Source organism: Lampropedia puyangensis, from assembly GCF_004833285.1.
Classification (GTDB): domain Bacteria; phylum Pseudomonadota; class Gammaproteobacteria; order Burkholderiales; family Burkholderiaceae_C; genus Lampropedia; species Lampropedia puyangensis.
Genome location: NZ_STFG01000002.1, coordinates 1 through 26,975, shown reverse-complemented (window position 1 = coordinate 26,975; position 26,975 = coordinate 1). Strand labels below are relative to the sequence as shown.

The 26,975-nt window shown below is 54.8% G+C and carries 24 protein-coding genes; 10 read left to right on the top strand and 14 right to left on the bottom strand.

All coding sequences use genetic code 11. The features are described 5' to 3' along the window. Nucleotides 1-18: 18 nt before the first annotated feature. Both E9531_RS03090 and argC read right to left on the bottom strand, forming a co-directional pair. Nucleotides 19-756 carry a MarC family protein gene (locus E9531_RS03090; RefSeq protein ID WP_136572293.1) on the bottom strand — a complete coding sequence of 246 codons (738 nt, stop codon included), beginning with the start codon at nt 754-756 and terminating at the stop codon, nt 19-21. Between the two features lie 79 nt (nt 757-835). Further along, nucleotides 836-1,771, bottom strand: a complete 936-nt coding sequence (gene argC, locus E9531_RS03085) for an N-acetyl-gamma-glutamyl-phosphate reductase (RefSeq protein WP_136572292.1) — start codon at nt 1,769-1,771, stop codon at nt 836-838. A 338-nt stretch (nt 1,772-2,109) separates the two neighbouring features. Here argC and sucC point away from each other — a divergent pair, with 338 nt between their 5' ends. The 3 genes from sucC to uvrA all read left to right on the top strand — a co-directional run bounded on the left by sucC (nt 2,110) and on the right by uvrA (nt 7,528). Next, nucleotides 2,110-3,273, top strand: a complete 1,164-nt coding sequence (sucC, locus tag E9531_RS03080; protein WP_136572291.1) for an ADP-forming succinate--CoA ligase subunit beta — start codon at nt 2,110-2,112, stop codon at nt 3,271-3,273. Between the two features lie 9 nt (nt 3,274-3,282). Beyond that, nucleotides 3,283-4,176: a succinate--CoA ligase subunit alpha gene (gene sucD / locus E9531_RS03075; protein ID WP_136572290.1), complete on the top strand. Its 894-nt coding sequence runs from the start codon at nt 3,283-3,285 to the stop codon at nt 4,174-4,176. A gap of 274 nt (nt 4,177-4,450) precedes the next feature. Next, on the top strand, nt 4,451-7,528 hold the full coding sequence (uvrA, locus tag E9531_RS03070; protein ID WP_136572289.1) for an excinuclease ABC subunit UvrA: 3,078 nt from the start codon (nt 4,451-4,453) through the stop codon (nt 7,526-7,528). 79 nt (nt 7,529-7,607) lie between these two features. On the opposite strand, the gene glpD is transcribed toward uvrA, so the two are convergent. The 5 genes from glpD to phnD form a co-directional block, all read right to left on the bottom strand. Beyond that, on the bottom strand, nt 7,608-9,167 hold the full coding sequence (gene glpD, locus E9531_RS03065) for a glycerol-3-phosphate dehydrogenase (protein ID WP_136572288.1): 1,560 nt from the start codon (nt 9,165-9,167) through the stop codon (nt 7,608-7,610). 19 nt (nt 9,168-9,186) lie between these two features. Further along, complete coding sequence (gene phnE / locus E9531_RS03060; protein ID WP_136572287.1) at nt 9,187-10,020, bottom strand: phosphonate ABC transporter, permease protein PhnE; 834 nt, start codon at nt 10,018-10,020, stop codon at nt 9,187-9,189. Beyond that, nucleotides 10,013-10,807, bottom strand: a complete 795-nt coding sequence (phnE, locus tag E9531_RS03055; RefSeq protein WP_136572286.1) for a phosphonate ABC transporter, permease protein PhnE — start codon at nt 10,805-10,807, stop codon at nt 10,013-10,015. Before phnE (E9531_RS03055) ends, phnE (E9531_RS03060) begins: the two co-directional genes overlap by 8 nt. After that, on the bottom strand, nt 10,804-11,574 hold the full coding sequence (gene phnC, locus E9531_RS03050) for a phosphonate ABC transporter ATP-binding protein (RefSeq protein ID WP_136572285.1): 771 nt from the start codon (nt 11,572-11,574) through the stop codon (nt 10,804-10,806). Before phnC ends, phnE (E9531_RS03055) begins: the two co-directional genes overlap by 4 nt. A 160-nt stretch (nt 11,575-11,734) precedes the next feature. Then, on the bottom strand, nt 11,735-12,730 hold the full coding sequence (gene phnD, locus E9531_RS03045) for a phosphate/phosphite/phosphonate ABC transporter substrate-binding protein (RefSeq protein ID WP_136572284.1): 996 nt from the start codon (nt 12,728-12,730) through the stop codon (nt 11,735-11,737). A 325-nt stretch (nt 12,731-13,055) separates the two neighbouring features. Between phnD and E9531_RS03040 the strand changes: the two genes are divergently transcribed. Continuing rightward, nucleotides 13,056-13,739 carry a response regulator transcription factor gene (locus E9531_RS03040; RefSeq protein ID WP_136572283.1) on the top strand — a complete coding sequence of 228 codons (684 nt, stop codon included), beginning with the start codon at nt 13,056-13,058 and terminating at the stop codon, nt 13,737-13,739. 3 nt (nt 13,740-13,742) lie between these two features. Next, nucleotides 13,743-15,155, top strand: coding sequence for a sensor histidine kinase (locus tag E9531_RS03035; protein ID WP_136572282.1), 1,413 nt, complete (start codon nt 13,743-13,745; stop codon nt 15,153-15,155). 131 nt (nt 15,156-15,286) lie between these two features. Here the strand turns inward: E9531_RS03035 and E9531_RS03030 are convergent, their stop codons facing one another. The 7 genes from E9531_RS03030 to E9531_RS03000 all read right to left on the bottom strand — a co-directional run bounded on the left by E9531_RS03030 (nt 15,287) and on the right by E9531_RS03000 (nt 21,753). Next, a complete protein-coding gene (locus E9531_RS03030; protein ID WP_136572281.1) occupies nt 15,287-16,708 on the bottom strand; it encodes a four-carbon acid sugar kinase family protein in 1,422 nt (473 codons plus the stop codon). 59 nt (nt 16,709-16,767) lie between these two features. After that, a complete protein-coding gene (locus E9531_RS03025; RefSeq protein ID WP_136572280.1) occupies nt 16,768-18,033 on the bottom strand; it encodes a ribulose-bisphosphate carboxylase large subunit family protein in 1,266 nt (421 codons plus the stop codon). Next, nucleotides 18,030-18,578 (bottom strand): VOC family protein, encoded by a 549-nt coding sequence (locus tag E9531_RS03020; protein ID WP_136572279.1) that lies wholly within the window; start codon nt 18,576-18,578, stop codon nt 18,030-18,032. The genes E9531_RS03025 and E9531_RS03020 overlap by 4 nt, the downstream gene beginning before the upstream one ends. 153 nt (nt 18,579-18,731) lie before the next feature. Next, nucleotides 18,732-19,535 carry a transporter substrate-binding domain-containing protein gene (locus E9531_RS03015; RefSeq protein ID WP_136572278.1) on the bottom strand — a complete coding sequence of 268 codons (804 nt, stop codon included), beginning with the start codon at nt 19,533-19,535 and terminating at the stop codon, nt 18,732-18,734. A gap of 72 nt (nt 19,536-19,607) precedes the next feature. Then, entirely contained in the window at nt 19,608-20,336 is a 729-nt protein-coding gene (locus E9531_RS03010; RefSeq protein WP_136572277.1) for an amino acid ABC transporter ATP-binding protein, read from the bottom strand. Between the two features lie 27 nt (nt 20,337-20,363). Continuing rightward, on the bottom strand, nt 20,364-21,038 hold the full coding sequence (locus E9531_RS03005; protein ID WP_136572276.1) for an amino acid ABC transporter permease: 675 nt from the start codon (nt 21,036-21,038) through the stop codon (nt 20,364-20,366). 22 nt (nt 21,039-21,060) lie between these two features. Continuing rightward, entirely contained in the window at nt 21,061-21,753 is a 693-nt protein-coding gene (locus E9531_RS03000) for an amino acid ABC transporter permease (RefSeq protein WP_136572275.1), read from the bottom strand. Nucleotides 21,754-22,007: 254 nt separating this feature from the next. Between E9531_RS03000 and E9531_RS02995 the strand changes: the two genes are divergently transcribed. The 5 genes from E9531_RS02995 to E9531_RS02975 form a co-directional block, all read left to right on the top strand. Next, on the top strand, nt 22,008-23,045 hold the full coding sequence (locus tag E9531_RS02995; RefSeq protein WP_136572274.1) for a LacI family DNA-binding transcriptional regulator: 1,038 nt from the start codon (nt 22,008-22,010) through the stop codon (nt 23,043-23,045). Nucleotides 23,046-23,112: 67 nt separating this feature from the next. Next, complete coding sequence (gene purB / locus E9531_RS02990) at nt 23,113-24,492, top strand: adenylosuccinate lyase (protein WP_136572273.1); 1,380 nt, start codon at nt 23,113-23,115, stop codon at nt 24,490-24,492. A gap of 347 nt (nt 24,493-24,839) precedes the next feature. Next, on the top strand, nt 24,840-25,823 hold the full coding sequence (locus tag E9531_RS02985; protein WP_136572272.1) for a TerC family protein: 984 nt from the start codon (nt 24,840-24,842) through the stop codon (nt 25,821-25,823). A 250-nt stretch (nt 25,824-26,073) separates the two neighbouring features. After that, nucleotides 26,074-26,469: a hypothetical protein gene (locus E9531_RS02980; protein WP_244609957.1), complete on the top strand. Its 396-nt coding sequence runs from the start codon at nt 26,074-26,076 to the stop codon at nt 26,467-26,469. 310 nt (nt 26,470-26,779) lie between these two features. Further along, nucleotides 26,780-26,975: hypothetical protein (locus tag E9531_RS02975; protein WP_136572271.1), on the top strand; the 196-nt coding region annotated here is incomplete at its 3' end.

Genomic DNA, 26,975 nt, shown 5'->3' with positions numbered 1-26,975 from the left:
ATACACAGATTAATAACACTAGGGAGTGGCCGACGGCTTAGCCACAGCAGGCAAATCTGGCAAAGCGGCAACACCATCGCGAATGGCAGTAGCAAGCAAATTGCCTGCACCATCCCAGAAAATTTGAATACCCAAACACAGCAAAATAAAGGCCGAAAGACGCAGGAACACGACTGTTCCGGTATCGCCCAGCAGACGCAATAGGTATTCGGCATAGCGGTAACTGAGGAAAATCAGCAGCGCGATGATGGCCAAGCCCACAATAGCGCCAGCAGTACGCACGGCTGACAGCGCGATCGAGGAAGAAGCCAAACTCACTCCAACAGTGATGGCTGCTGAAATCGTGCCAGGCCCGCAGGTAATCGGAAAAGACAATGGGAAGAAGGCCTGTGAGCGCACCATTTCAGGGGTGTAGTTTTGCGCAATCTTGGCCGCTCTGGGTGACTCCGCACTGTTGGTGGTCAACAGCCGCCAGCCAATATTGATCACGATCAGCCCGCCCGCTGCACGCACGATGTCCAGCGAGATACCAAAAACGTCGAGCAAAAAAGAGCCCAGCAGCGTAGCGCCCACCATCAGCAAAAAAACATTGCGCGCCACACGGCGTGCCAGTTCTTGCCGCATTTTTTCTGAGGCCCCTTCGGTCAGGGACAAGAAAATGGGCGCAGTGCTGGTTGGATTGGCAATCGGAAGCAGCGTAGCCAGTGCCACCAAAGCACTGGTTCCAAAGGCCGCTAAATAGGAATAAAAATCCATCGCCCTACCACTCTATAAAAAAACGCATAGCCTCCTCTGCGCATGGGGTGCTTGCCCCGCTCGGCGGCCATCAATGCGTTTATGCCAGATTGAGCATCAATTTCAGGTTTTGCACGGCAGCGCCACTTGCACCCTTGCCCAAATTGTCCAAGCGAGCCACTACCACAGCATGGCGGTAAGTCTCATTGCCATACACCCGGATTTCCAGATTATTGGTGTCGTTGAGGGCTTGTGGCTCCAGTTTGCCACTGTCGTCAGGCGTGATGACCTGGACAAATTGTTCAGGTGTATTGGTACGGGCATAGTGCGCTGCCAGCACCTGTTGCAAATCTGCGGACGTGGGACGACCGGGGAGCGCGTCCAACTGCAAAGGCAACTGCACCAACATCCCTTGGCGGAAATTACCGACTGATGGCACAAACAATGGGCGGGCAGTCAACCCTGTGCAAGCCATGATTTCTGGAATGTGTTTGTGCGCCAACCCTAATGCGTACAACTCAAACGCTGGCGCCTGGCCTGCCTCGTAGGCCTCAATCATGGTGCGACCACCGCCCGAGTAGCCACTCACCGCTGGCAAGTTGACCGGAAAATCCACAGGAATCAGGCCTGCATCAACCAATGGCCGGAGCATGGCAATAGCACCTGTTGCATAGCACCCTGGATTGGCCACGCGGGAAGCGGCTTGGATTTTGCTCATCTGGCCTTGGGCCAATTCCGCAAAACCATACACCCAACCAGGAGCGACCCGGTGCGCCGTGGATGCATCAACCACACGAATGGTTTTGCCACTCTCTTGCTCGATCGCATCGACCATGGCCACCGTTTCACGGGCGGCATCGTCATGCAGGCACAGCACCACCAAATCCACACCAGCAATCAATTGCTTTTTAGCCGCAGGGTCCTTGCGCAACTCAGGAGCAATGCTGACCAACTCAATCGCAGAAATCTGCGCCAAACGCTCGCGAATCTGCAGTCCTGTTGTGCCTGCTTCGCCATCAATAAAGACTTTTGCCATGGGGCTTCCTATAGTGGTTTACCCTGATCACACAGGGGCCAATCAACATTTTCACGCGCAACGCCTTGGGAGAAACCTCTCGGTTTGCTCCACATCCATCCAATGCAACGACTTGCAACCAAATTGTGCATTGCACACCAAGCAAAGGGAACGTTACAATGCGCCCGCTTGGCTTTGCCATCTAGGGGTGCATCGCTTGGCGATGCGCAAGCTGGGCATGATACATGAGCGGCCTGATTCCATAGCCAACAGCCATTGACTCAGACGTAACCCATGGTCAACGCTGACGTTTGAGACGCAGCATTTCTTCAATCCATCCCCTCCCAAAGAGATCCCTCATGAAGATTCACGAGTACCAAGGCAAGGAAATCTTGCGTAAGTTTGGGGTGCCTGTGCCCCGTGGAATCCCTGCATTCACCGTGCAAGAAGCCGTTGAAGCAGCACAGAAGCTGGGCGGCCCCGTGTGGGTGGTCAAGGCACAAATTCACGCTGGTGGCCGCGGCAAAGGCGGTGGCGTGAAGGTGGCCAAGTCAATTGACGACGTCAAGACACTGGCTGAGCAAATTCTGGGCATGCAATTGGTGACACACCAAACGGGTCCTGAAGGCCAAAAAGTACGTCGCCTCTACATTGAAGACGGTGCCGACATCCAGAAGGAATACTACATTTCCGTAGTGACCGACCGCGCAACGCAAAAAGTAGCGTTCATTGCTTCCAGCGAAGGTGGTATGGACATTGAAGAAGTGGCCCACAGCACGCCTGAAAAAATCGTCAAAGTGTTTGTTGACCCACTGGTCGGTCTGACTGACGAACAAGCCAAAGAAATCGCCAAAGGCATCCAACTGCCAGCCGATTCCGAAGCCCAATTCATTGACGTGGCTAAAAAACTCTACCAGTGCTACATGGACACCGATGCTTCGCTGGTGGAAATCAACCCACTGAACCGCGACAGCAAAGGCAACATCATTGCGCTGGATGCCAAGTTCAACTTCGACTCCAACGCCCTGTTCCGTCTGCCAGAAATCGTGGCACTGCGTGACCTGGACGAAGAAGATCCTGCTGAAGTCGAGGCTTCCAAGTTCGATCTGGCCTACATCAGCCTGGACGGCAACATCGGTTGCTTGGTCAACGGCGCTGGCTTGGCCATGGCCACCATGGACACCATCAAGCTGTTCGGCGGCGAGCCTGCCAACTTCTTGGACGTGGGCGGCGGTGCGACTCCAGAGAAAGTCACCGAAGCCTTCAAAATCATGTTGCAAAACCCGAAAGTGGAAGCCATTTTGGTCAACATCTTCGGTGGCATCATGAAGTGCGACACCATCGCCACTGGCGTGATCACTGCCAGCCGTGCAGTGGACTTGAAAGTGCCACTGGTTGTGCGCATGAAAGGCACCAACGAAGAGCTGGGCAAACAAATGCTCAAAGACTCTGGCCTGCCAATCATCAGTGCAGACACCATGGCCGAAGCCGCTGAAAAAGTGGTGGCTGCCCTCAAGAAGTAAGGAATTGCCATGTCCATCTATATCAACAAAGACACCCGAGTCATCACCCAAGGTATTACTGGTAAAACTGGCCAGTTTCACACTGAGAAGTGCATTGAATACGCGAACGGCAAGAACTGTTTCGTTGCTGGCGTGAACCCGAAAAAAGCCGGCGAAAAGATTTTTGACGTGCCAATTTTCGCAACAGTCAAAGACGCAGCCAAAGAAACTGGCGCGACTGTTTCCGTGATCTACGTGCCACCAGCAGGTGCCGCCGCTGCGATCTGGGAAGCTGTCGAGGCCGATCTGGACTTGGCCATCTGCATTACAGAAGGCATCCCAGTGCGCGATATGCTGGAAGTGCGTAACCGCATGAAGCAAAAAGAAGCCGCTGGCGGCAAAAAGACTTTGTTGCTTGGCCCTAACTGCCCCGGCTTGATCACGCCAGACGAGATCAAAATCGGCATCATGCCCGGCCACATCCACAAAAAAGGCCGCGTTGGCGTGGTGTCCCGCTCCGGTACGCTGACTTACGAAGCCGTGGCACAGTTGACTGAACTGGGCATTGGCCAGTCATCTGCCGTCGGTATCGGTGGTGACCCGATCAACGGCCTGAAGCACATCGACGTGATGAAGGCGTTCAACGACGATCCAGAAACCGACGCCGTGATCATGATCGGTGAAATCGGTGGTCCAGACGAGGCAGAAGCTGCTCGTTGGTGCAAAGACAACATGAAAAAGCCAATCGTGGGCTTCATTGCTGGTGTGACTGCTCCTGCAGGCAAACGCATGGGCCACGCTGGTGCTTTGATCTCCGGTGGCGAAGACACCGCAGAAGCGAAACTGGCTGTGATGGAAGAGTGCGGCTTCACCGTGACTCGCAACCCATCTGAAATGGGCCGTCTGCTCAAAGGCTTGCTGTAAACGGCATAAGCCACTTTGTATCGCACTGCGCATAGCGTGCGAAGCAAACCAAACCGCTCTTCGGAGCGGTTTTTTCATGGGTACTTAACACACCAATCGCACTAATGCCATCTCCTTATGCATGGCTTGGCTGCGTAAGGAGGCTTGAGGCAGTATCATTTCCGGTTGCTTTTTTGTCGATGCGCCTTCGTACAGGTTCCTACAAAACGGCTTAGAAATTGCTTTACTCTTTATGAATAGCCGCGCTGCTCTAGCGAAGGCAATGGCCTTTTTGATGACTGACCCAACCAAAGCCACAGCTGCCCAATTGAACGCATCTGCCGATACAGCAGGCGCTTACCTGCCGCAACGCCTGGACAGTGGCGTCATCAGTATTCGAGGTGCGCGCACGCACAACCTCAAGAACATCGATTTGGATTTGCCGCGCCACCAATTGGTGGTCATTACCGGCATGTCTGGTTCTGGCAAATCCTCTCTGGCTTTTGACACTTTGTATGCTGAAGGCCAGCGCCGCTATGTCGAAAGCCTCTCGGCCTATGCCCGGCAGTTTCTGGGGCGCCTGGACAAGCCCGACGTCGACTTGATCGAAGGCCTATCGCCAGCGATCAGCATTGAACAAAAGGCCACCAGCCACAATCCGCGCTCAACCGTAGGCACCGTCACCGAAATCAACGACTACCTGCGCTTGCTCTATGCCCGTGCAGGCACACCTTACTGCCCAGAGCACAAAGTGCCGCTGTCCTCACAAACGGTCAGTCAAATGGTGGACGCGGTATTGGCGCTACCGGAAGAAACCAAGCTGATGATTCTGGCCCCCGTTGCACGCGGTAAAAAAGGTGAGTTCAACGACCTGTTTGAGGCCATGCAAGCGCGTGGCTACATGCGTTTTCGGGTGGATGGGCGTATCGTCATGGAAGATGAATTGCCCGAACTGAAAAAGAACGAGCGGCACGATATTGACGTGGTGGTTGATCGCCTTAAAGTGCGGCCTGACATGCGCCAACGCTTGGCCGAGAGTTTTGAGGCCGCCTTGGCCATTGGCGGCACCAACGCCAGTGGCCGTGTCATAGCACTGGAGATGGACACCGACATCGAACATGGCTACAGCGCCAAATTCGCCTGCCCGCACTGCGACTACACCCTGCCCGAACTGGAGCCACGCTTATTCTCTTTCAACGCCCCCATGGGGGCCTGCCCGGCTTGCGATGGTTTAGGCCAGCAAGAGGTGTTTGATCCTGCCCGCATCGTGGCATTTCCCACGCTCAGCTTAGGTTCAGGTGCCATCAAGGGCTGGGACAGACGCAACGGCTACTTCTTCAGCCTACTGCAAAGCCTGGCTGCCCATTACAGCTTCAACGCAGAAGACACTCCGTTCGAAGAATTGCCCGAACGCATACGTCACATCATTCTCTACGGCTCGGGTGACGAAGAAATTGCGTTCACTTATGTTATGGAAAGTGGCCCAAACAAAGGCAAACCGGTCGTGCGCACCCATCCATTTGAAGGCGTGGTGCCTAATATCGAGCGGCGCTACCGCGAAACCGAATCAAACGTAGTGCGTGATGAACTGGCCAAATACCGGGCCACCCAACTCTGCCCCATGTGCGAAGGCGCTCGCCTGCGGCGAGAAGCGCTTAACGTGATGATCGGCGATGGCGCACAAGCACGCCCGATCCACCATGTCAGTCACGACACCCTGGCTGACGCCCAAGCATGGTTTGAAGGACTGCAATTACAAGGCGCAAAAGCCGATATCGCTGCCAAAGTGGTACGCGAGATTGCCACACGGCTGCGGTTCCTCAACGACGTGGGTTTGAACTACTTGAGTCTGGACCGAAGCGCCGACACGCTCTCGGGTGGTGAGGCCCAGCGCATTCGCCTAGCCAGCCAGATTGGCTCCGGCTTAACGGGCGTCATGTATGTGCTCGATGAGCCCAGTATTGGATTACATCAACGAGACAATGACCGCCTGATTGCCACGCTGCAGCATTTACGCAATATTGGCAACAGCGTGATTGTGGTGGAGCACGATGAGGACATGATGCGCGCGGCCGACCAAATCATTGACATGGGCCCCGGTGCAGGCGTGCATGGTGGTCAAGTGGTGGCACAAGGCGATTACGCCGCGATTTGTGCCCATGCAGACTCGCTCACCGGGCAATACCTTAGCGGACGCTTGCGCATTGAAGTGCCGTCGCGCCGCACTCCTTGGATTCCCCTGCAAACAGGCACCACAACCACCAGCCAAGACCCCCAAGCCGCTGCCAGCGGTTTTCCACGCGCGGGCAAGCCAAAGGCAAGCGCCAACACAACAATCAGCGCGCCACGCACCACACACTCTAGCGATGGCCTGCAAAAACTCACCATCGTCGGCGCGCGCGGCAACAACCTGCGTAACGTCACAGTCGACTTTCCGGTCGGCCTGCTCACCTGCGTAACAGGCGTATCAGGCTCGGGCAAAAGCACACTGGTCAACGACACTTTGTATGCTGCCGTGGCGCAGCGCCTGTACCGCTCGCATACCGAGCCTGAGGCGCATGAGGACATCGACGGCATCGACCAATTCGACAAAGTCATCAATGTCGACCAAGCTCCGATTGGCCGCACCCCACGCAGTAACCCGGCCACCTACACCGGCCTGATGACGCCAATTCGCGAATTGCTCGCTGAAGTCAACATGGCCAAGGAGCGCGGCTATGGACCAGGCCGCTTTTCCTTCAACGTCGCTGGTGGGCGCTGCGAAGCGTGCCAGGGCGATGGCGTGGTGAAAGTGGAAATGCATTTTTTGCCCGACGTGTACGTACCTTGCGACGTATGCCATGGCCGGCGCTACAACCGAGAAACACTCGAAGTACTCTGGAAAGGCAAGAACATTGCCGACGTCCTGGAGATGACCGTAGAGGATGCCTTGAGCTTCTTCCAAGACGTGCCCGGTATTGCGCGCAAGCTGCAAACGCTCATGGACGTCGGGCTGTCCTACATCCGTCTTGGGCAAAGTGCCACCACCCTATCCGGCGGTGAAGCACAACGCGTCAAGCTGGCGCTGGAACTCTCCAAACGCGACACCGGCCGCACGCTCTACATTCTGGATGAGCCCACGACCGGCTTGCACTTTGCCGACATCGCCTTGCTCATCAAGGTGTTGCAACAACTGCGAGATGCAGGCAACACGATTGTCATCATTGAGCACAACCTGGATGTCATCAAAACGGCCGACTGGGTCATAGATATGGGCCCCGAAGGCGGCAAAGGAGGCGGGCAAGTTGTCGCTATGGGCACGCCTGAAACCATCGCAGCCGACCCAGCCAGCCACACGGGGCATTACCTCAAAACCTACCTCACGCCGCCGTGAACAGATGTGCGCTATAGCCCAACGCAGCGGCTATTGCGCACTCCTTACCGTATCAGGTTGCAATCGCTCACCGACACTCTCACTGGGTTGTTGCGCTTAAGCGGTGCTCGGCCAACCAAGCATTAAGCAGCGCCTCACTCCCACTAGGCATGTGCAGACCAAGTTTGGAGCGGCGCCACAAGATATCTGCCGCGCAGGTCGCCCATTCATTGCGCAACAGGTAGTCCACTTCCGCAGCATAGAGCCCTGCGAGAATTTCCTCACCCATGTCTTGCTGATTGTTTCGTCCATCCAACAGCTTATGCGTGCGGCTTCCATACGCTCTCGCATAGCGGTGCAACAGTTGCGGGGCCAACCAGTCGTATTGCCGCTGCAGCCCCTGCACGAAACCATCAAACTCACGTACAGCGCGATTTTCAGGGTACGGCGCAAACAGATCTCCACCAGGCAGACAGGCCCCTGCTGTCCAGGCGCCTCGATCGTTGCCCAACAAGGGGGCAATCACATCTACCGCATCTTGCGCTAGCTTGCGAAACGTGGTGATCTTTCCACCAAAGACAGATAGAAGTGGGGCGCCATCAGCATTCAAGTCCAACTGGTAGTCCCGCGTCACAGCCGAAGCATCCGCGGCCGCATCTTCCAATAATGGACGCACACCCGCATACGACCAAACCACATCAGTCGGTGTAATAAATTTGCTGAAATAGCGATTGGACAAATCGCACAGATAACGGATCTCAGCATCAGAAATGGCTACATGCTCTGTAGCACCTTGGTACTCAACGTCAGTGGTACCAATCAGAGTGAAATCTTTCTCGTAGGGAATCGCAAAGACGATTCTGCCATCAGGACTCTGAAAAATATAAGCATGGTCGTGTTCAAAAAGCCGCTTGACGACGATATGACTTCCCTTGACCAAACGCACTGCTTTGCTAGAGCGAACATGGCCAACTTGGCCCAAAAACTGCGCCACCCACGGGCCTGCCGCGTTGACCACGGCACGCGCACGCACTTGTAAAGCGCGGCCATTCTCGTGCATCAAAGAAGCATCCCAATATCCATTCTCTCGTGTGACTGAGTCGCACCGTGTACGGGTATAAATCTGCGCACCACGTTCGGCAGCATCCATCGCATTGAGTACGACCAACCGGGCATCGTCAACCCATCCATCCGAGTACACGAAACCACGGGTGAATTCGGACTTGAGTGGACCACCCGAGACATGCTTGCGCAGGTTCAATCCATGCGATCCGGGCAGCAGCTCTCGCCGCGCCAAATGGTCGTAGAGAAACATCCCCAAACGAATCAACCATGCCGGACGCTGGCCACGATCGTGCGGCATCACAAAACGCAATGGCCACATGATGTGGGGCGCACTGCGCAGCAATACTTCACGCTCAATCAATGCCTTGCGCACCAAGCCAAATTCGTAATGCTCTAAATAGCGAAGCCCACCATGAATCAGCTTGCTGGAGGACGATGACGTGTGGGCAGCCAAGTCATGTTGCTCACACAGCACAACGGATAGGCCGCGACCTGCTGCATCGCGCGCAATACCGGCACCATTGATACCGCCCCCAACCACCAACACATCGCACTCAAGGGAGTTCGAGACTGCTTGCTTATTCTGTGCCTGCATGCCTTCAACCTTTAGTGATTCACAAGATACGCTTGCGAATTTGTGTCACCACAACTTCGGTCACAATCACGATCGCAAAGATCGACACCAGCACCGTCGCCACCCGTGGCCATTGGAACAGATTCATCGCCGTATCAAGAACCATCCCGACACCGCCAGCGCCAACAATCCCCAAAACGGCAGACTCGCGCACATTGATATCCCAACGCAGCAACACGATAGACATGAAAGCGGGCTTAAGTTGTGGCCAGTAGCCATACCAAATTTCGGAAAACTTACTCGCGCCTGCCGCCTGCAAAGCCTCAATGGGGCCGCGTGGCATTTGCTCAATTGTTTCGCCAGTCATTTTTCCAACAAAACCAATAGAGCGAAATGCAATGGCTAAAGTGCCTGCCAACGGGCCTGGCCCAAAGATCGCAAGAAACAGCAATGCCCACACCAATGAGTTCACCGAGCGACTGGCGACCAGCACAATCCGCGCCAAAAGATTCAAACCACGATGGCGAGTCAAATTAGATGCAACCAATAAGCCAAATGGAATGGCGAGCACGATAGACAACAGCGTCCCAAGGGTTGCAATATGCAAGGTCTCCACCAAGCCTGCCTTCACATCAGTTGCAAAATAGCCCCAGTCGATGGGCCACATGCGACTGAGCATGTCTCCCATCTGCTCAGGGGCGTCATACAGGAACTCAGGAATGATTTCAATGTAGCGCAGCGACTGCACAACAGCCAGTGCAATAGCAAGCCAAACTGCGAAACGCAGTACCCGCTGCAATGGCGTATAGCGTTTCCATTCACGCTCCACTGGGCTGAGCCCAGCCTGCGGGTTACGAAGTGCGTTATCAGACATTGAACACCTTCTTCACCGAATTTGCCAGCAACTCGCCAACGACAATGATGGTAATGATCGTGACCAAAATGGTGAACACAAAGTCATAGTCAAACCGTTGAAAAGCAGAGAACAAAACCCCGCCTACTCCACCTGCGCCCACAATCCCCACCATGGTTGAGTTGCGCAAATTCGAGTCCAATTGGTAAGTCGAGAAACCTACAAAGCGCGATAACACTTGCGGCAAAACACCAAACAAAATCACGTTCATGAATGATGCACCCGTGGCACGAATCGCTTCAACCTGCTTAATTGAAATCTCTTCAATCGCCTCGGCAAACAATTTGCCAATAAATCCAATGGAAGCCACGATCAACGCCAACACACCGGCCAACGCACCAAAGCCGACAGCCTTGACGAACAAGATCGCAACAATGACCGGATGCAGTGAACGACATATAGACACCAACGCGCGGGCAGGCCATGAAACCCATGCTGGCATCAGATTGCGCGCCCCTAACAAGCCAATGGGCAAAGACAAAAGAATGCCAAACAATGAAGCAAGCACCGCAATTTGCAGCGTTTCTTTAATACCGTCCCAAAGAATGTCGCCTTTACTCAAATCGGGAGGAAACATACGACCAATAAACTTGGCGCCATTGGCTAAACCCGATGAAAATCGCTCCCATGAGAAACCCAACTGGGTCGCTGCATATATCGCATACAGCACAAGCAGCCAACCGACAATGCGCGTCAAAAGCTGTGGCTGGAAAGCAAGGCTGACGCGGCTGTTATCAGATGCATTCATACCAACCAGTCCTCGCCACCGTATATCTGTTTGAGGAAATCATCGGACAGGTTTTCAGCATTGCCGTCATAAATCACATGACCACCAGACATGCCAATGATGCGATCTGCATAACGCTTGGCCAGCTCGACATCGTGGATATTGACGATCACTGGAATTTGTTGCGCACGCCCTTGCTCCTTGAGCAGCGAAATTATTTCAAAAGAGGTCTTCGGATCCAGCGAAGACGTGGGCTCATCGGCCAACAACAGACGTGGCCGCTGCATCAATGCTCGCGCAATACCAACACGCTGGCGCTGACCACCAGACAAAGCATCCGCACGCTGGTTGGCAAAGTTTCCCAAACCCACCGTATCGAGCAACTCAAAAGCATGCGCAACATCTTCTTTGGAGAACTTACGGCGCCAAGCAGTCCACGCATTGGTGTAACCCAAACGCCCGCATAGCAAGTTCTCCATCACGGTGAGTCGCTCCACCAGGTTGTACTCTTGAAACACCATGCCAATATGGCGACGCGCTTGACGCAAAGCACGGCCGCGCAGTTCTGCCAGATTGACGCGCTTGCCTTCACTCTCAAACCAGATCTCCCCACGGCTCGGATCGACCAGTCGGTTGATGCAACGAATCAGCGTTGACTTACCTGTTCCTGAAGGGCCAATGATGGCAATCAAGCCAGTATTGCCGAACTTCAAGTCAATGCCTTTGAGGATAGGGTGGCCGGGCTTGTATTCCTTGACCAGCCCCTGAATTTCGATAGCGTGTGACATACGCGGAGCGTTCTTTCTTCGGTGTATGCGGCGCTAACTGCAAGCTGCAGTCAACCGCAGCCCAAGCGTTATGCCGGGCTGTTTTGCTAGGGTATGTAGCGTATGGATGGGGAAAGCCGAGCGCACTAGAGGCAAACGGCTCTCATGTGAAAAACGCAGGTTATTTTTTGCCGGCGTTTTGCTTGTCGTAAGCTGCGCGATTGAAGGACTCACCTGCAGAGCGGGCCACAAAACGCACCATCTCAAAATCCTTTTTGTAATTGATCGGATAGAAACGGTCGGCGCCAGCAAACGCCTTCTTCAACTCATCGGTAAAGCGATAGTCGTAGAAGCATTGGAGCATCTTGTCACGGAAGTTGGGCTCCAGGTCATGCGCGTAGGCAAAGTCCTGCGTTGGAAACTTCTCGCTACTCCAGATCACGCGAAAATTGTCAGCACTGATAACGCCACGCTCGACCATGCGGTCAAACACATCAGATGCTACTGCGGCAGCGTCGTAATCGCCAGAATTCACCCCCAAAATGGATTGGTCATGCTTGCCTGAGAAAAGAACTTTGTAGTCTTTATCAGGCGTCACACCAAGCGCAGGGAACAACGCGACAGGAGCCATGTGCCCCGAATTCGACGAAGGGGCCGTATGTGCAACTTTCTTGCCTTTAAGGTCTTCCATCGTTTGGATCGCGCTGTCCTTGCGCACGATCACATTGAGCGTGTAGCCTTGGTAACCATTGGCATCGCCAATCACCGCAAATGGAACTGCCCCGGCAATGTTCACGGCAAAGTTAGTCGGGCCAGGCGAGAAGCCACCCACGTGCAAACGACCTGAACGCATGGCTTCAATCTCGGCGGCATTCGACTGCACTTGGAAGAACACCACTTTCTTGGCTGTGCACTGTGACAAATAGTCGGTGAAAGGTTTGAAAATCTTGTCGTAAACAGCAGGATCTTCCACCGGAGTGAAAGTGAACACCAACGTATTGGGCGTTTTGAGCTTTTTCGGATCGGTTGGCGTATCCGCAGTCAAGTCGTGGTTATCGTCGCAGTACTGCTCGTCCAGGTCGCCGCGATTGCTACAGGTATCCTGTGCGAAAGAAACTGCAGGCATAGCGAAAGCTACTGCCAGTGCAAGCAAGGTCTTGGTCAGCCGGTTTGTCATGCTGTCTCCTGATGGATGGTTTGTAATAGTGGCCATATCCCGATCCGCAGCACAAACTGGTTGTGCATCAATTCCTATTGCGAACAGGTGGATGTAGCAAAGTGTAGGCGAGCAACGCCATTTTTCACATGCCCCCCCACTCTCAAAAACCGAGTTTCCTTTCAGAATGCTTTCCAAAAGCTTTCAATTTACTGTCCATCAACCATTCATCTGACACTCGCATGCAAGTTGCACGTAGCGCCTGTTCAAAGAAAACTGGCGAGTTTGACGCCATCAGTTTGTCGGTATAAAGTCAGCCGGTTAACGATAAAACATTCCGTAGATCATGCACATTCTGCTGGTGGAGGACGACATCGATATGTCGCGCGCCCTGTTTCGCGCGCTTGAGCGACGCGGCTTTGAAGTCACGCATTGCGCTGATGGCATCAGCGCGCTATCGCACATTAAGGACGGGATAGGCGATTTGGTGGTGTTGGATCTCAACATCCCCGGATTGGATGGCTTGCATCTTCTACAGCGCATCCGCTCACAAGAAATCCATACGCCAGTCATCGTGCTGACCGCACGTGGTGCGGTGGGCGATCGCGTGGTCGGGCTCAACGCTGGGGCCGACGACTACTTGGCAAAGCCATTCGACCTTGACGAGTTGGATGCCCGCATACGGGCGCTGCTACGCCGCAAAAACAATGTCATGGAGCGTTATGTGTGCTGCGGTCGCCTCCAATTTGAGCGCGAATCTGGCGCCTTCTATTGCGACAATCAACCACTGGAGTTCACCCCCCGTGAACACGCTTTGTTAAAAGCACTGATCGCCAAGCCCGGCCACGCAGTCACAAAGGAACGGTTATTCCGACTTGTGTTTCCACTGGAAGAGAACACTCAGATTGAAGCCGTTGAGGTCGTGGTTCACCGTCTTCGTAAAAAACTCCTGCATACCGACACGGAAATCATGACGCTGCGCGGACTCGGCTATCTTCTGCGCGCACGCGCAGACGTCGACGGAGATTAAAGAGTGCATCTGTTCTCACGCCGCCGGTCGGTACGGGCTTACTTGCTGGCGTGGATCATCCTTCCAATCACATTACTGATTGTTGTTGATTCTTTCTGGCTGTATCGCAATACGCTCAAGTCGGTAAACGCTGCCTACGACCGCATGCTCATTGCATCGGTCCACTCCATCGGGGACTTGCTGCGTATTGAAAATGGTGAGCTCAAGGCATCGCTGCCCTACGCCGCACTCGAAATCTACGAAGCGTCCTACTCCAGTCGAATGATCTACCGCATCACAGATCTTGATGGCCAGTTCCTCGACGGAGATCGCGATCTGCCTATCTATTCAGGCAAGGCAAACAAATCAGCGTTGTACCCTTTACTAGCGCACATCTATGAGGACTCCTATAACGGCGAGCCCGTCAGAGTTGCAGCACTTTTTCAGCCAGTGGTCAGCAACAGCCCCCGCGGCACTGCATTGGTTCAAGTAGCCGAAACCCAAGGTTACCGTGCATTGCTCGCACGTTCCATTTTTATAGAGACATTGATGCGTCAAGCACTACTTTTGGTTGTGATCGTATCGATCACGCTGTATGTCGTCTCACGTGCACTTCAGCCCATCGATGCGTTGCGTCGACAGCTCGACCAACGTGCAGCCGATGACCTCTCACCAGTGGCCCCTCCCATGGCGCCACGCGAGCTGCAGCCATTCATTCGTGCATTGAACGGCCTGATGACCAGACTGCAACGGCAGCTCAACCACCAACAACGCTTCGTAGCGAATGCTTCGCACCAATTGCGCACACCATTGGCTGTACTCAAAACACAAGTTCAATCAGGGCTTAAAGGCGATGCGCCAGCCAGAGAAATCCTTGGCGAAATGTCTACGACCGTTGACCGCGCCACTGGCTTAGCGAACCAACTGCTGTCACTAGCCAAAGTAGAGCAACTTCGCGTCAGTGGTCCTCAAGAAGTATGCGACCTCAGCATGCTGGCTCGCGAAGCGGCTGTCGATTTGTCTCCGCTGATTGCAGAAAAAAACCTAGACTTCGAACTTGACGCCGAAAAGGCCTATGTGAATGGCCACCCCTGGATGCTGGGAGAGCTCATCTCCAATCTGCTTCACAACGCCATACGGCATACACCCAAGAACGGCGCGCTTGGCATCCGTGTGCACCCACGCCCCAGGGAAGTCGAACTGCAGGTGTGGGACAGTGGCACTGGCATTGCACCTGACGCAATACATAGCGTATTCACGGCATTCTCTTCCGTGGGCACGTCCTCCGGTGGATTAGGCCTTACCATCTGCCATGAAATCGTAGACTCAATGCAGGCTGATATCAGCCTACACAATCGGCTTGACAGTACAGGTGCATGCATTGGCTTGAATGCCCGTGTCGTATTCACCCCCAGTGAGATGCCAAACGCAAGTTAACACCAACCGTTTTTTTTGAATAAACAAGGTGCTGATGCGAACTCGGCTCAAATCTGCCAGCGCCACCCCATTCACCCCTTGTGCACCCCCAGCGATGAGATGAACTACACCGAAGGCGTTCGTTCGTTTGCTTACTCTTGTGCAAAACGCTGCAGTAAATCCACATCACCAACTTGCCCGCCTTTGAGCATGATTTCCGCACCATCGAAAGCTGGCTGGTTGCTGTGGATCGTGCACAGTGTCACCCCCTCAGCCAGGCGTGAAGCGTATGACAGGGCCCACATATCCAGTGCGCGCGTGATATGGCTGGACGTATCACCACCAGCAATACCAATACGCCGCACCGCAAACGCTGGTTGCAACTGCGCCTTGCGTTGCAACACCTGCGCAACCAATAGCGCACTCTGACGGGCAAGGTCTGCCGCCTGCGCTTGAGGTAAACGATCTGCCACGTCGCAGCTTTGCGGGCGGGTGTAGACCAAGGTGTGATGGCCTTGTGCCAGTGCCTCGCTGGCCTCAACCACCACCGCTTGTGCATAAGCATGGTCGTGCAACAAGCGCGCGGCATCGACATGAATTCTCCGATAGCTGTGTGCGGCCTCAATTTGCTGCGCCGTAACAGGTGAGAGGCTGCCTGCAAACACGAATGCAGGGCCGGGCTGCCGCGGCTTGACGACAGCATCGCCAGTAGCTGCCACAGCCACCGGTTGCTGTGCGGATGGCAGCGTTTGCCAATAAGCAATCAAAGCTTGCGCTACGCTGCTGGAGCCCAGTGCCAATACCCGCTGCGACAGGGCACGCTGCCACAGCACTTTCCCCAGCATGTGCAGTTGTGCTGGCTCGGTTGCATCAAAGAGCACAGGCATCGCATCCGCATCTTGCGGCAACTGCTCAAGCCATTGAGTCTGTATCGCATCAACATCCTGCGGCCCCAAGGCATAACAGGGAAGATGGACATGGCGCATGTGCATGAACCCCTGAGTGGCAAGATGCAGGCGTAAATCAGACTCGCGCATGGGCGTAACCGGATGTTCAGCCATAGTCGGGTGGCGATCGATGCGCTGCACGGCCCCCCCTGCACCAGCCTGCGCAAACAAGTGGCTGAACGCACAATAGCGCCCTAAGCTGGGTTGCCCACCAACCATCGGAACCCACTTGGATTGGACGGCTGGTAACAATGCATGCATTGCTACATGGAGATTGCCCACATGCGCAGCGCTATCCCACGTTGAACACAGTTTGTAGTGCACCACGCGTGGCCGCAACTGCGCAAAAAATTGCTGAACAGGCAGCAACTCTTGTCGCATGGCCTCTGGCGTCAATGAGCGTGCGGTGCCTGCGATTCCAACTGCGTCCAAGGCGCCCACAGCGTGCTGTTGCGCTGGGGTCGGTACACGCAGAAACAGCACTGTGCGCAACCCTGCGCGCGCAACGACAGACAAGGTATCGGTTGCACCCGTGAAGTCATCGCCATACCAAGCCAGAGGAATAGAAGCTAAAACCAAATCGGCTACGCCCTGCCCGACAGCCCCAGAAATGCATGAAGAATTCATTGTGCAAACACCCGTTGTCTCAAAGACACTACCCTAAAACCCGCCTCAGCCGTCTATGCTCAATGGCCAAAGAAAGCCAATGCGCGCGCCAGCTCAGATGGCTGGGGGCCATCAGCAAAAATATCTTGCCCCGCCATCGTTGCCGCCCACGCTTGCCGAATACTGGCGACACCAGCAGCAGCGCCATCGGGATGCGCCAGCACACCACCACCGGACATGAACACCACGTCATCGCTTTGCGCAGCAGCAAAAGTGGCAGGCACCGTACCAGCCCATTGACCTGAAGAAACAATCGGCATGCTCACATCAGAGGCATCGCCCGCCAAGGGTTGGTAGCAATCGTGGATGCCTTCAATCACCTCCGCATCGGGTTGCGCAAATTTGCCTTGCACTCCATGCACATGCAAGTGGTCAACCCCTGCCAAACGCCACAAAGTTTGGTAGGCAGGAATCGACATGCCCAACAGCGGATGGCGTGACCATGCGCCATAGCCATTGCGGTGCCCATGAATAGCCAAGGGCGTATGCCGACGCAATGTTTGCATGCCCGCATGCCCAACCCAATTGAGGCTAGCCATCACGCAACTGCCACCTTCAGCAACGACCAAATCCGCATGACGACGCATCGGATCAATTTCATCGCTGATGTTGAATGCCACCATCACGTGCTTGCCTGTGCGTTCAGCGTGTTCACGCACTACCCGCATCACAGCCGGTACGCGTGCGGCCAAAGGGGCATGCGCGGGGTTGGCGCATACTTCATCGTCCTTAATGAAATCCACCCCTGCCGCGCACAGTTGCGCCACCAGCTCTGCCGTCTGCTCGGCCGTGAACCCAACATTGGGTTTGATGATGGTGCCAACCAACGCACCTTGTGCCACACCAGTGGCTTGGCGAGTACCTGCAATACCAACGCGAGGCTTGTCGAATTGATCACGGTAGGCAGCAGGCAAGCTCAGCGATTCAAGCCGCAGCCCAGTCACCTCACCCAAATCGTACAAATTGCCGGAAACCGTAGCCACCAAGGTAGGCAAATTGGCGCCCACGTTGTCTGCCGGAAAAGACAACCGCACCCTCGCGCGCTGCCATGGCCCTTGCACGCCCTTGCGCTCTAAAAATGCGTTAGACAGCGATGGTGTGCTGACCTGCTCCAGCAACTCAATCGACAACACATCAGCACGGGCACGGGCGCGCAAATCGTCAGTCTCACCAGGAACGCGGGTAAAAGTCCCACTGGATTGCTCTCCGGCAATGACTTCAGCCACTTTGGCCGGCTCAAATGGCGTCTCAATCAGATACGTGGCTTCGTAGCGCAGATCACTCATGGCTTCACCAATGTTGAAAGGTCAGGGAACGGGCGCACAGGGTCTTTACCATCCCAATTTTCTGAAGCTTCGCGAATCAGGCGGAACATCTCTCCTTTGGGTCCAGCCACTTCGGACAGCTCGACCACCGCGCCCGGGTGAAACTCCGTATCGAAATAGCAGAAGCGACCATTAGCGCCCACCTCCCCGCTCATCACGTTCTTGAGCCCATGCGCGGTCGCATTGGCCAAATCGCGGTCGTAGTCCTCGGTCCAGTAGGCCACATGCTGCAAGCCGGTGCGGCCTGCCTGCAAAAAGTCCCGGTACATCGAAGGCACATCATTGCGGCATTGAATCAATTCCACCTGCACAAAACCCGAATTGGCCAGCGCCACAGAATTGTGCGGCTGATAGCTGTGGCCACGGTACTGGTAGTTCTCAATTGGCACTTTCGGGTTGTAAAACCAGGGGCCAACGCCCAGTTCGCGGCTCCAAAATTGCATCGCCGCTTCAATATCGTGCACTACATAACCGAGCTGGCGAATCTCGCCAAACAACTTGCTCATACAACCGCTCCTGAGGGTTTGAGGCCATTTTGGGCAACACTCGCCCCCGCAGGCCACACTGCGTATCTAGCTGGTTCTTCAAAATGATTCGCACACTTTTGCGCAGCCTGCCTTCAACCAGTGACGACAGGCTGCTTCGTGCGCCAAGGACACTTACTGAGCGGCGTTGGCCTTTTGCACGATTTCGTCAGGGATTGGCACACCGGCGTATTTCACATGGATGTCATTGAGCTTGCCGTTGTTGAGGTTGGTCTTAACCCAACCATCCACCCAAGCCTTCAGCGCCGGTTCGTTCTGGCGCATGGCAATGCCCAGTTCATAAGAATGGATCACAAACTTGACTTCAAACTCGCGCTGTGGATTGCGCTTGGCGATCGCAGCAATGATGGGGGGCGTGATCGCCACGATATCGGCCTGGCCTGAAGCAGCCGCAGTAATCGAGGCCGCCTCGTCATCAAAACGGACCACCTTGGCTTTTGGCGCGCCTTCAGTGACCAACTTGTCTTGCGGGCCACCACGCGTGACTGCAACGGCTTTGCCTGCCAAATCATCCATGCCTTTGATGTCCAATGATTTTGGCGCCCCTACAGCAGCCTGAATAGCGCCATAAGGGATGGAAAAGTCAACGGCTTTGGCACGCTCAGGCGTAATCGACAGCGATGAAATAATCAAATCGGCCTTGTTCGAGAGCAAATTAGGAATACGTGCTGCGTTGGTGGTTTGCACAATCTCCAACTCAACCCCCAAGTCTTTGGCCAAGAGCCGGGCGGCCTCTACGTCAGAGCCAACGGGTTGCATCTTGTCATCGATAAAACCATAAAACGGCGCGCCCAAATCAATGCCAACGCGGATCTTTCCTGCCGCCTTAATATCTGCCAATGCATCCGCAAAAGCCGCTGCAGACATGCTCGACAAGCCCACAGCAACTGCTGTCAACAACCATTTTTTTAACATCATTTTTGTCTCCTTGAATAAAAAATAAAACGAAGCACACCCATCACAGAAAGCATTGCGGGCGCATAGCAAACCTCACAAACCGCCAGAGAGGAACGCTTGCAACTCAGCCGTTTGCGGCTTGCGCAGCATCTCCCCAGGGCCGGTTTCCCATACCTTGCCCTGGTGCATGAACACCACGGTATCGGCCACACGCGCAGCAAACTCCATCTCGTGCGTAACCAACACCATGGTCATGCCATCGGCAGCAAGCATCTCAATCACTTTGAGCACCTCGCCGGTCAGTTGCGGGTCTAGCGCGGAGGTGACCTCATCAAACAGCATGACCTGCGGCTCCATAGCCAACGAACGGGCAATGGCCACGCGCTGCTGCTGCCCGCCAGAGAGTTGCTCTGGATAAAAACTCGCCTTGTCCAACAACCCCACATGGGTGAGCGTACGGATCGCTATGTCCTTAGCTTGTGCTTTGGAAAGCCCTTTGACTGCACAAGGCGCCAAGGTGATGTTTTGCTCTACCGTCAAATGCGGGAACAGGTTGTAGCTTTGAAACACGATACCCACGTCCTTGCGCAAAGCACGCAGATCAATATCGGGGGCATGCACTTGGTGCCCACAGACCTGAATCTCACCACTGTCGATCACCTCTAAGCGGTCAATGCAGCGCAATGCAGTGCTTTTGCCTGATCCACTGCGCCCAATAATGGCTGTCACATGGCCCTTTGGAATAGCCAGCGAAACCCCATTCAATACTTGGTTGCTGCCAAAACTTTTGTAGACGTTCTTGAGTTCGACGATGCTGGACATTTGCGTCTCCTGAAATCTCGGTTGTAGTTATGTATTGGCCGCTTGAGCGCGCATGCCAAATTGCTGACGCCGCTCCAAGCTGCGGCTCCAGAGCGACAGCGGATAGCACATGGCAAAGTAGATTAAGGCGATGATCATGTAGATCAAAAACGGCTGGAAGATAGAGTTATTGATGAGCTGGCCTGCCCGCACAAGCTCCACAAAACCGACAATGGACGCCAAAGAGGTGTTCTTCACAATCTGCACCATAAACCCCACCGTAGGTGGCACTGCAATACGCAAGGCCTGCGGCAAGATCACCAAACGCATGCGCTGCGTGCGGGTCAACGCCAGGCATTCTGCGGCTTCCCACTGTGTTGCAGGAACAGACTCGATACAGCCACGCCAAATTTCCCCTAAATACGCGCTGACATAAATAACCAACCCAATACTGGCAGCAACCAGGGCAGGCAAAGACAAACCGAAGATGGACAAGCCAAAGAAAATAATGAACAACAACACCAACAAGGGCGTGCCTTGAATCAACTGCACATAGGCATAGGACGCCCAACGTATCCAACGATTGGCACTGACGCGGCACAACGCCACAAGTGCCCCAACAACAGAGCCCCCCGCAAACGCAATCAACGACAAGATGATGGTCCACACCGCACCTTGCAGCAAAAACGCCAGATGCGCGCTATTGAAACCTGAGGAAAACATGGTTCAAGTTCCTTACTGCAAGTTAACGGGCCACGCCTGCGCGGCTGAGCTGGCGTTTGCGGGTGAACACCAGCATGCCAAAACCCCAGATGCACAACCGCATCAAGAATGACAGCGCCAAATAGCCCAGCGCCACCATGATGTATGCCTCAAAAGGCCGGAAGGTATCGGCTTGCACCGAATTAGCCATGGCCGTGAGCTCTTCAACCGATATTTGCGAAGTGATGGACGAGGCCAACATCAACAACACAAACTGGCTGGTCAAGGCCGGATAGACCTTTTCCATGGCAGGGCGAATCACCACATGCCAATAAATCTGCGCCCGCGTTAAGCCCAAGCATTCAGCTGCTTCAATCTGCCCACGGTGGATCGAATCCATCCCTGCACGCATGATTTCACTGCTGTATGCGGCCACATTGATGATTAAAGAGATCAACGCTGCAGAAAAAGCCGTGACCTTCCATCCCAGCGTGGCCAAGCCAAAAAAGACCACGAACACTTGCACCAGCAGCGGCGTGTTACGCACTGCTTCTACATAGGCGCCGCATGCCAGGCGCAGCCACTTGCGCTGACCACGCCGACCAATTGCCAGCAAAGTGCCCAGCACAAAGCCCACAATGGTGGCAGGAAATGACAGCTTGATGGTCATCCACGCACCCGCAAGAAATTGCGGCCAATAAGCCAACACACTGGCAAAGTCGAACTGGTAATTCATACGTCCAACCAGCCCAATACGGCAGCCTTTGTAGCCACCTGACCATGCTGTGCGACAGTCGCATGCATCATGGATGTCTCCTTACTTTTTATCTATATCCTGCCGATTCAACTTGGTGTCAAGCCAACCCGCAAGCCTAGCGCGAAAAACCTGCGCCGCAGCGCTCGCATCGCGTTGAATGTTCTTGTTAGTGCCTGCATCGTATCTTTGATACATTGCAACCGTCCAGCCCCAAAAATGATGGTTTTTGATGTATGAGCAAAGCCCCAAAAATCACTGATGTAGCCCGCAAGGCGGGAGTTTCCACTGCCACGGTTGACCGTGTTCTCAATGCGCGTCCAGGCGTTCGCGCCACCACCATTGCACGGGTACTCAAAGCCGCCAAAGCCTTGGGGTACCTCGTGCCCGCACAAGTGGCACGCACGCCTAAACAACACGCCATGCGCATTGCGTTTGTCCTGCCATCGGGCAGCAACCGCGTGATCCACATGTTCCGTGATGCCATTGAATATTCGAACGAGCAATTAGCGCCTTTCAATGTGGCATGCCGCATTGAGCTCACGCAAGAGTTCGACCCCTATGCACTTGTTGACAGCCTGCTGGCACAACGCGGCCGGGCCGATGGCGTGGTCTTCATGGCCATTGACCACCCTGCCGTGCGCGACGCCATCAAAACACTGGCAGAAGCTGGCATTGCGGCTGTCACCTTGATTTCTGACCTTGCAAAGTCCCGCAGAGTGGCCTACGTCGGGCTCGACAACATCGCCGCAGGGCGCACCGCAGGCTATTTACTGGCACGCCTGGCAGGCAATAGTCCAGGGCAATTTGGCTTGATTGCAGGAAGCTTGAGCTACCAAGCCCACCGGGACCGAGAGCTCGGGTTTGCCCAAGTGCTGCAAGAGCAATTCCCGCACAAGCAACTCATTGGCGTGCGCGAAGGGTTTGATGACCCCCAGCGCAACCACAAGCTCATGCGCGAATTGCTCAAGCAACACCCACAATTGCAAGGTGTCTACAACATTGGAGGCGCATCCGTAGGGATTGCCCATGCGTTGAAAGAGGCTGGTCTGGAGAGAAAAGTCGTCTTCATTGGGCACGGGCTGATTTCTGACACGCGAACGCTGTTAACCGAAGGCACGATGGATGCTGTGCTGCTGCAAGACCCGCAGGCCTCGATATTCCAATGTGTGCAAGTGCTCACACGCCTGCGCCAACAGCACAGCAGCGCCAACAAGGTTCTGCGAATCAAGCCTATTCAGGTCACGATCATGTGCAAAGAAAATCTGCCTTGAAAGTCCCTACAGCCATCAAGCGGCAAGTTCCCACTTGGCCCGCACCACCCGTTTTACAATCACGCCTATGAACCTCTCTGCCCTTACCGCCCTCTCGCCCCTGGATGGGCGCTATGAAAAAAAACTCGCTGCACTGCGCCCCATCGCCAGTGAATATGGTTACATGCACCGCCGCGTACAAGTCGAAATCACTTGGTTTATCGCGCTCTCGCAAGCCGGTTTCACCGAGTTCCCAGCGCTGTCGCAAGACGACCAGGCGTATCTGCTGGAGCTGGTAGCCCAGTTCTCCGAAGCCGATGCCCAAGCCATCAAAGACATTGAAAAAGTCACCAACCACGACGTCAAGGCCGTGGAATACTGGATCAAAGACAAGCTCAAAGGCCGCCCAGCACTTGAAGCCGCTTCCGAGTTTGTGCACTTTGCCTGCACCAGCGAAGACATCAACAACACCAGCCACGCCCTGCAACTGCAAGCTGCCCGTGACCAAGTGGTGCTGCCAGGCTTGCAGCAAGTCATCGCCCGCCTGCGCGAGTTGGCCCACCAGCATGCCAACGTGTCCATGCTCAGCCGCACCCACGGCCAAACTGCCAGCCCCACCACCGTGGGCAAAGAACTGGCCAACGTAGTCGCGCGCCTGCAACACGCCGTGCGCAATATTGAGGCCGTGCCCATGCGCGCCAAAATGAACGGTGCCGTGGGCAACTACAACGCCCACTTGTCCGCCTGGCCAGAATTTGACTGGGAAGCCTTTAGCCGCCAAGTCATTGAAACGCCAGCGCCCAAAGGGCTGGGCCTGACATTCCAGCCTTACAGCATCCAGATCGAGCCGCACGACTACATGGCCGAGTTGTTCGATGCCGTGGCACGCGCCAACACCATCCTGATCGACATCAGCCGCGACATCTGGGGCTACATCAGCCTGGGCTTTTTCAAGCAAAAGCTCAAGGATGGCGAAATTGGTTCGTCCACCATGCCGCACAAAGTCAACCCGATCGACTTTGAAAACGCCGAAGGCAATCTGGGCCTGGCCAACGCCTTGCTGCGCCACCTGTCCGAGAAACTGCCAGTCAGCCGCTGGCAGCGCGACTTGACCGATAGCACAGTATTGCGCAACCTGGGCGTGGCCCTGGGTTACTCGACCCTTGCCTACAACTCGCTGATGGTAGGTCTGAACAAGCTGGAATTGAACGCCGAGAACATCTCCGCAGATTTGGACAATGCATGGGAAGTGCTGGCCGAGCCCATCCAGACCGTGATGCGCCGCTACGGCGTCTCCGGCGCCTACGAAGCACTCAAGGCCGTCACCCGCGGCAAAACCGTGGCCGCCGCCGATTTGCATGGCTTGATCCAGAATCTGGATATCCCTGCTGAGGCCAAAACCCAGTTGCTGGCCTTGACCCCAGCGAGCTACATCGGCAAAGCAGTCGAGCTGGCCAAGCGTATTTGACCCCCATTGGCCTGCCCACATAAAGTACAGGCGAAGCACAAGCCTGCTTTTGTGCGCAGGCCTTTTTGCTATCATTTTGCAGCCGTTCCTGCCATTTCGATGGGATGAACTGGCTACGCAGACGCGGTTGTGGTCTAATCTCGTCTCGAAAAAATTCGAAGGGGAGTATCCCGAAACCATGCGCTTGGCCATAGGCTATGGCCAACATGGTGATATCCAGTCCGTCAATACGGGCACTGCAGTAGCGGTGCTCCGGGTTGGATGCCGACAGCGTGGTTGCGCATGCAGCACACGCGTTGGGGGAGAGACTTTCGAGCTGTTGTAACCGCACACCCTAAAGGTATTGCATGGAACTCGCTCTCCCCTGGAAGTTCGAGGTCGGCTCATTCATCGTGCTGACCCTCATCCTGATCGCAGATTTGCTGCTGGTCGTCAAACGTCCCCACATCCCCTCAATGCGTGAATCGTCCCTATGGGTCGCGTTCTACGTGTCGTTGGCGTTGATTTTTGCTGCATTGATGTGGCAATTCGCGGGCAAAGAATATGCAGGCCAATTCGTCGCTGGCTGGCTGACCGAGTACTCGCTGTCAATCGACAACCTGTTCGTCTTTGTGCTGTTGATGGCGCAATTCAAGGTTCCGCGCCAATACCAGCAGCAAGTGCTGATGGTGGGGATCATCTTGGCACTGGTGCTGCGCGGCATTTTCATTGTGCTGGGCGCCACTTTGATCCAACACTTCAGCTGGATTTTCTATATCTTCGGCGCATTCTTGGTCTACACCGCTTACAAACAAGCATTTCCAGGTGGAGATGACGAAGAAGAAGACTTGGAGCCGGGCATCGTTCGCTGGGTTCGCAAGCACATCGACATTGCCCCCAACTACGATGGCGCCAAAGTACGCACCGTATTTGAAGGCCGTAACGTCTGGACGCCCATGTTGATCGTGTTCATCGCGATTGGTTTTACCGATTTGATTTTCGCGATTGACTCTATCCCCGCTATTTTCGGTATTACACAAAGCCCATTCATTGTGTTCACCGCCAATATTTTTGCGTTGATGGGCCTGCGCCAGTTGTACTTCCTGTTGGGTGGTTTGCTCGATCGCCTGAAGTACCTGCATTACGGTATCGCATTCATTCTGGCATTCATTGGCGTGAAGCTGGTATTGCACGCTATGGCCCAAAATGAGTTGCCATTCATCAATGGCGGCCAACCGCTGGAATGGGTGCCACACATCTCCACCTGGGCTTCGTTGGCTGTGATTGTGGCCTCCATGGTGGTTGCAACAGTCGTCAGTCTGGCAGTCAAGGACAAGCCTGAAACCGCTTAAGGCTTAAGCCAGCCCCTCAAAAAGCCACGCAAATGCGTGGCTTTTTGCATTTTGCAACGCACCTGCTGCGTCAACCACGCAATCGGCCTCACGTTGATTGAAACATAGGAATGAGCAGTGCAGACCTCTGTGCTTTACATCGCGACATACAAGCTTACGCACACGACACACCCTGTTGTTCTTTCCCTCTCAACATGACCGTAGTGGCTTTCTCCCCAGAAAGCTTTCTTGCAAGCACTAGGAGACGCACATGCACCACTTTCTTCAACGCACCGCCGCCCTTCAACGCCAAGCTTTATTGGTGTGCTGCGCAGGCCTGGCGGCCATGGGGCTGGCAGGTGCGGCACATGCCGACCGCGTCCAATGGTCTGTAGGCGTCAACTCAGGTGGGTATTACCCGCCCCAGCCAAATGTGTCGGTTCAAATCGGCAATGGTGGCGGGTATTTCCGGCCACCACCAGTCGTCGTCGTGCAACCACCGGCGCCGGTATACGTTGCGCCCGCCCCCATTTATGTAGCACCACCACCTCCGATTTATGGTGCACCAGTGCCTATGTATGCACCACCTCCGCGAGGTTATTACCATCGTCCACCCCCTCCCCGGCATGGCTATCGTGGACACCACCCAAGGCATGGTTATCGGTAATAAAACCTGTTCGACGTTCTTTTGCAGTCGCGCAAGACACAAAAAAAGAGGCCATGCAAGCTGCCTGTTGCCGTGCCTCCCATCCTTTTGAATTCCAGCGCTCTAAGCGTCAACATCGGGAACACTTTCTGACGCTTTGTGCCTTCCCCGCCCAGCCTGCATACCCCATGCAGGTTTTTTTTATGGTTTTCACCCCAAAACGGCGCAAATTACCTGATTTCAGGGATAGACAACCCCCAATGCTGCGGTGCAATGAGTGTGTATAAATGTTAATCATCGTGGATTTCTGCATGCTTTACTGCTCACCACCATGCCTATATCCCATTCATTGCCCCTTGCCCCGCTGGGGCGCCCATGGTCTGCTGTGTTGCTCGCTGCCAGTCTGTGCGCCGTGCTGGGCAACGCTCAAGCCCAAACCCAAACCCAAACCGAACCCCAGCGCTTGTATGTCAACGCCAATGCCCATGCAGACGGCAATGACGATGGCAGCAGTTGGGACAATGCCT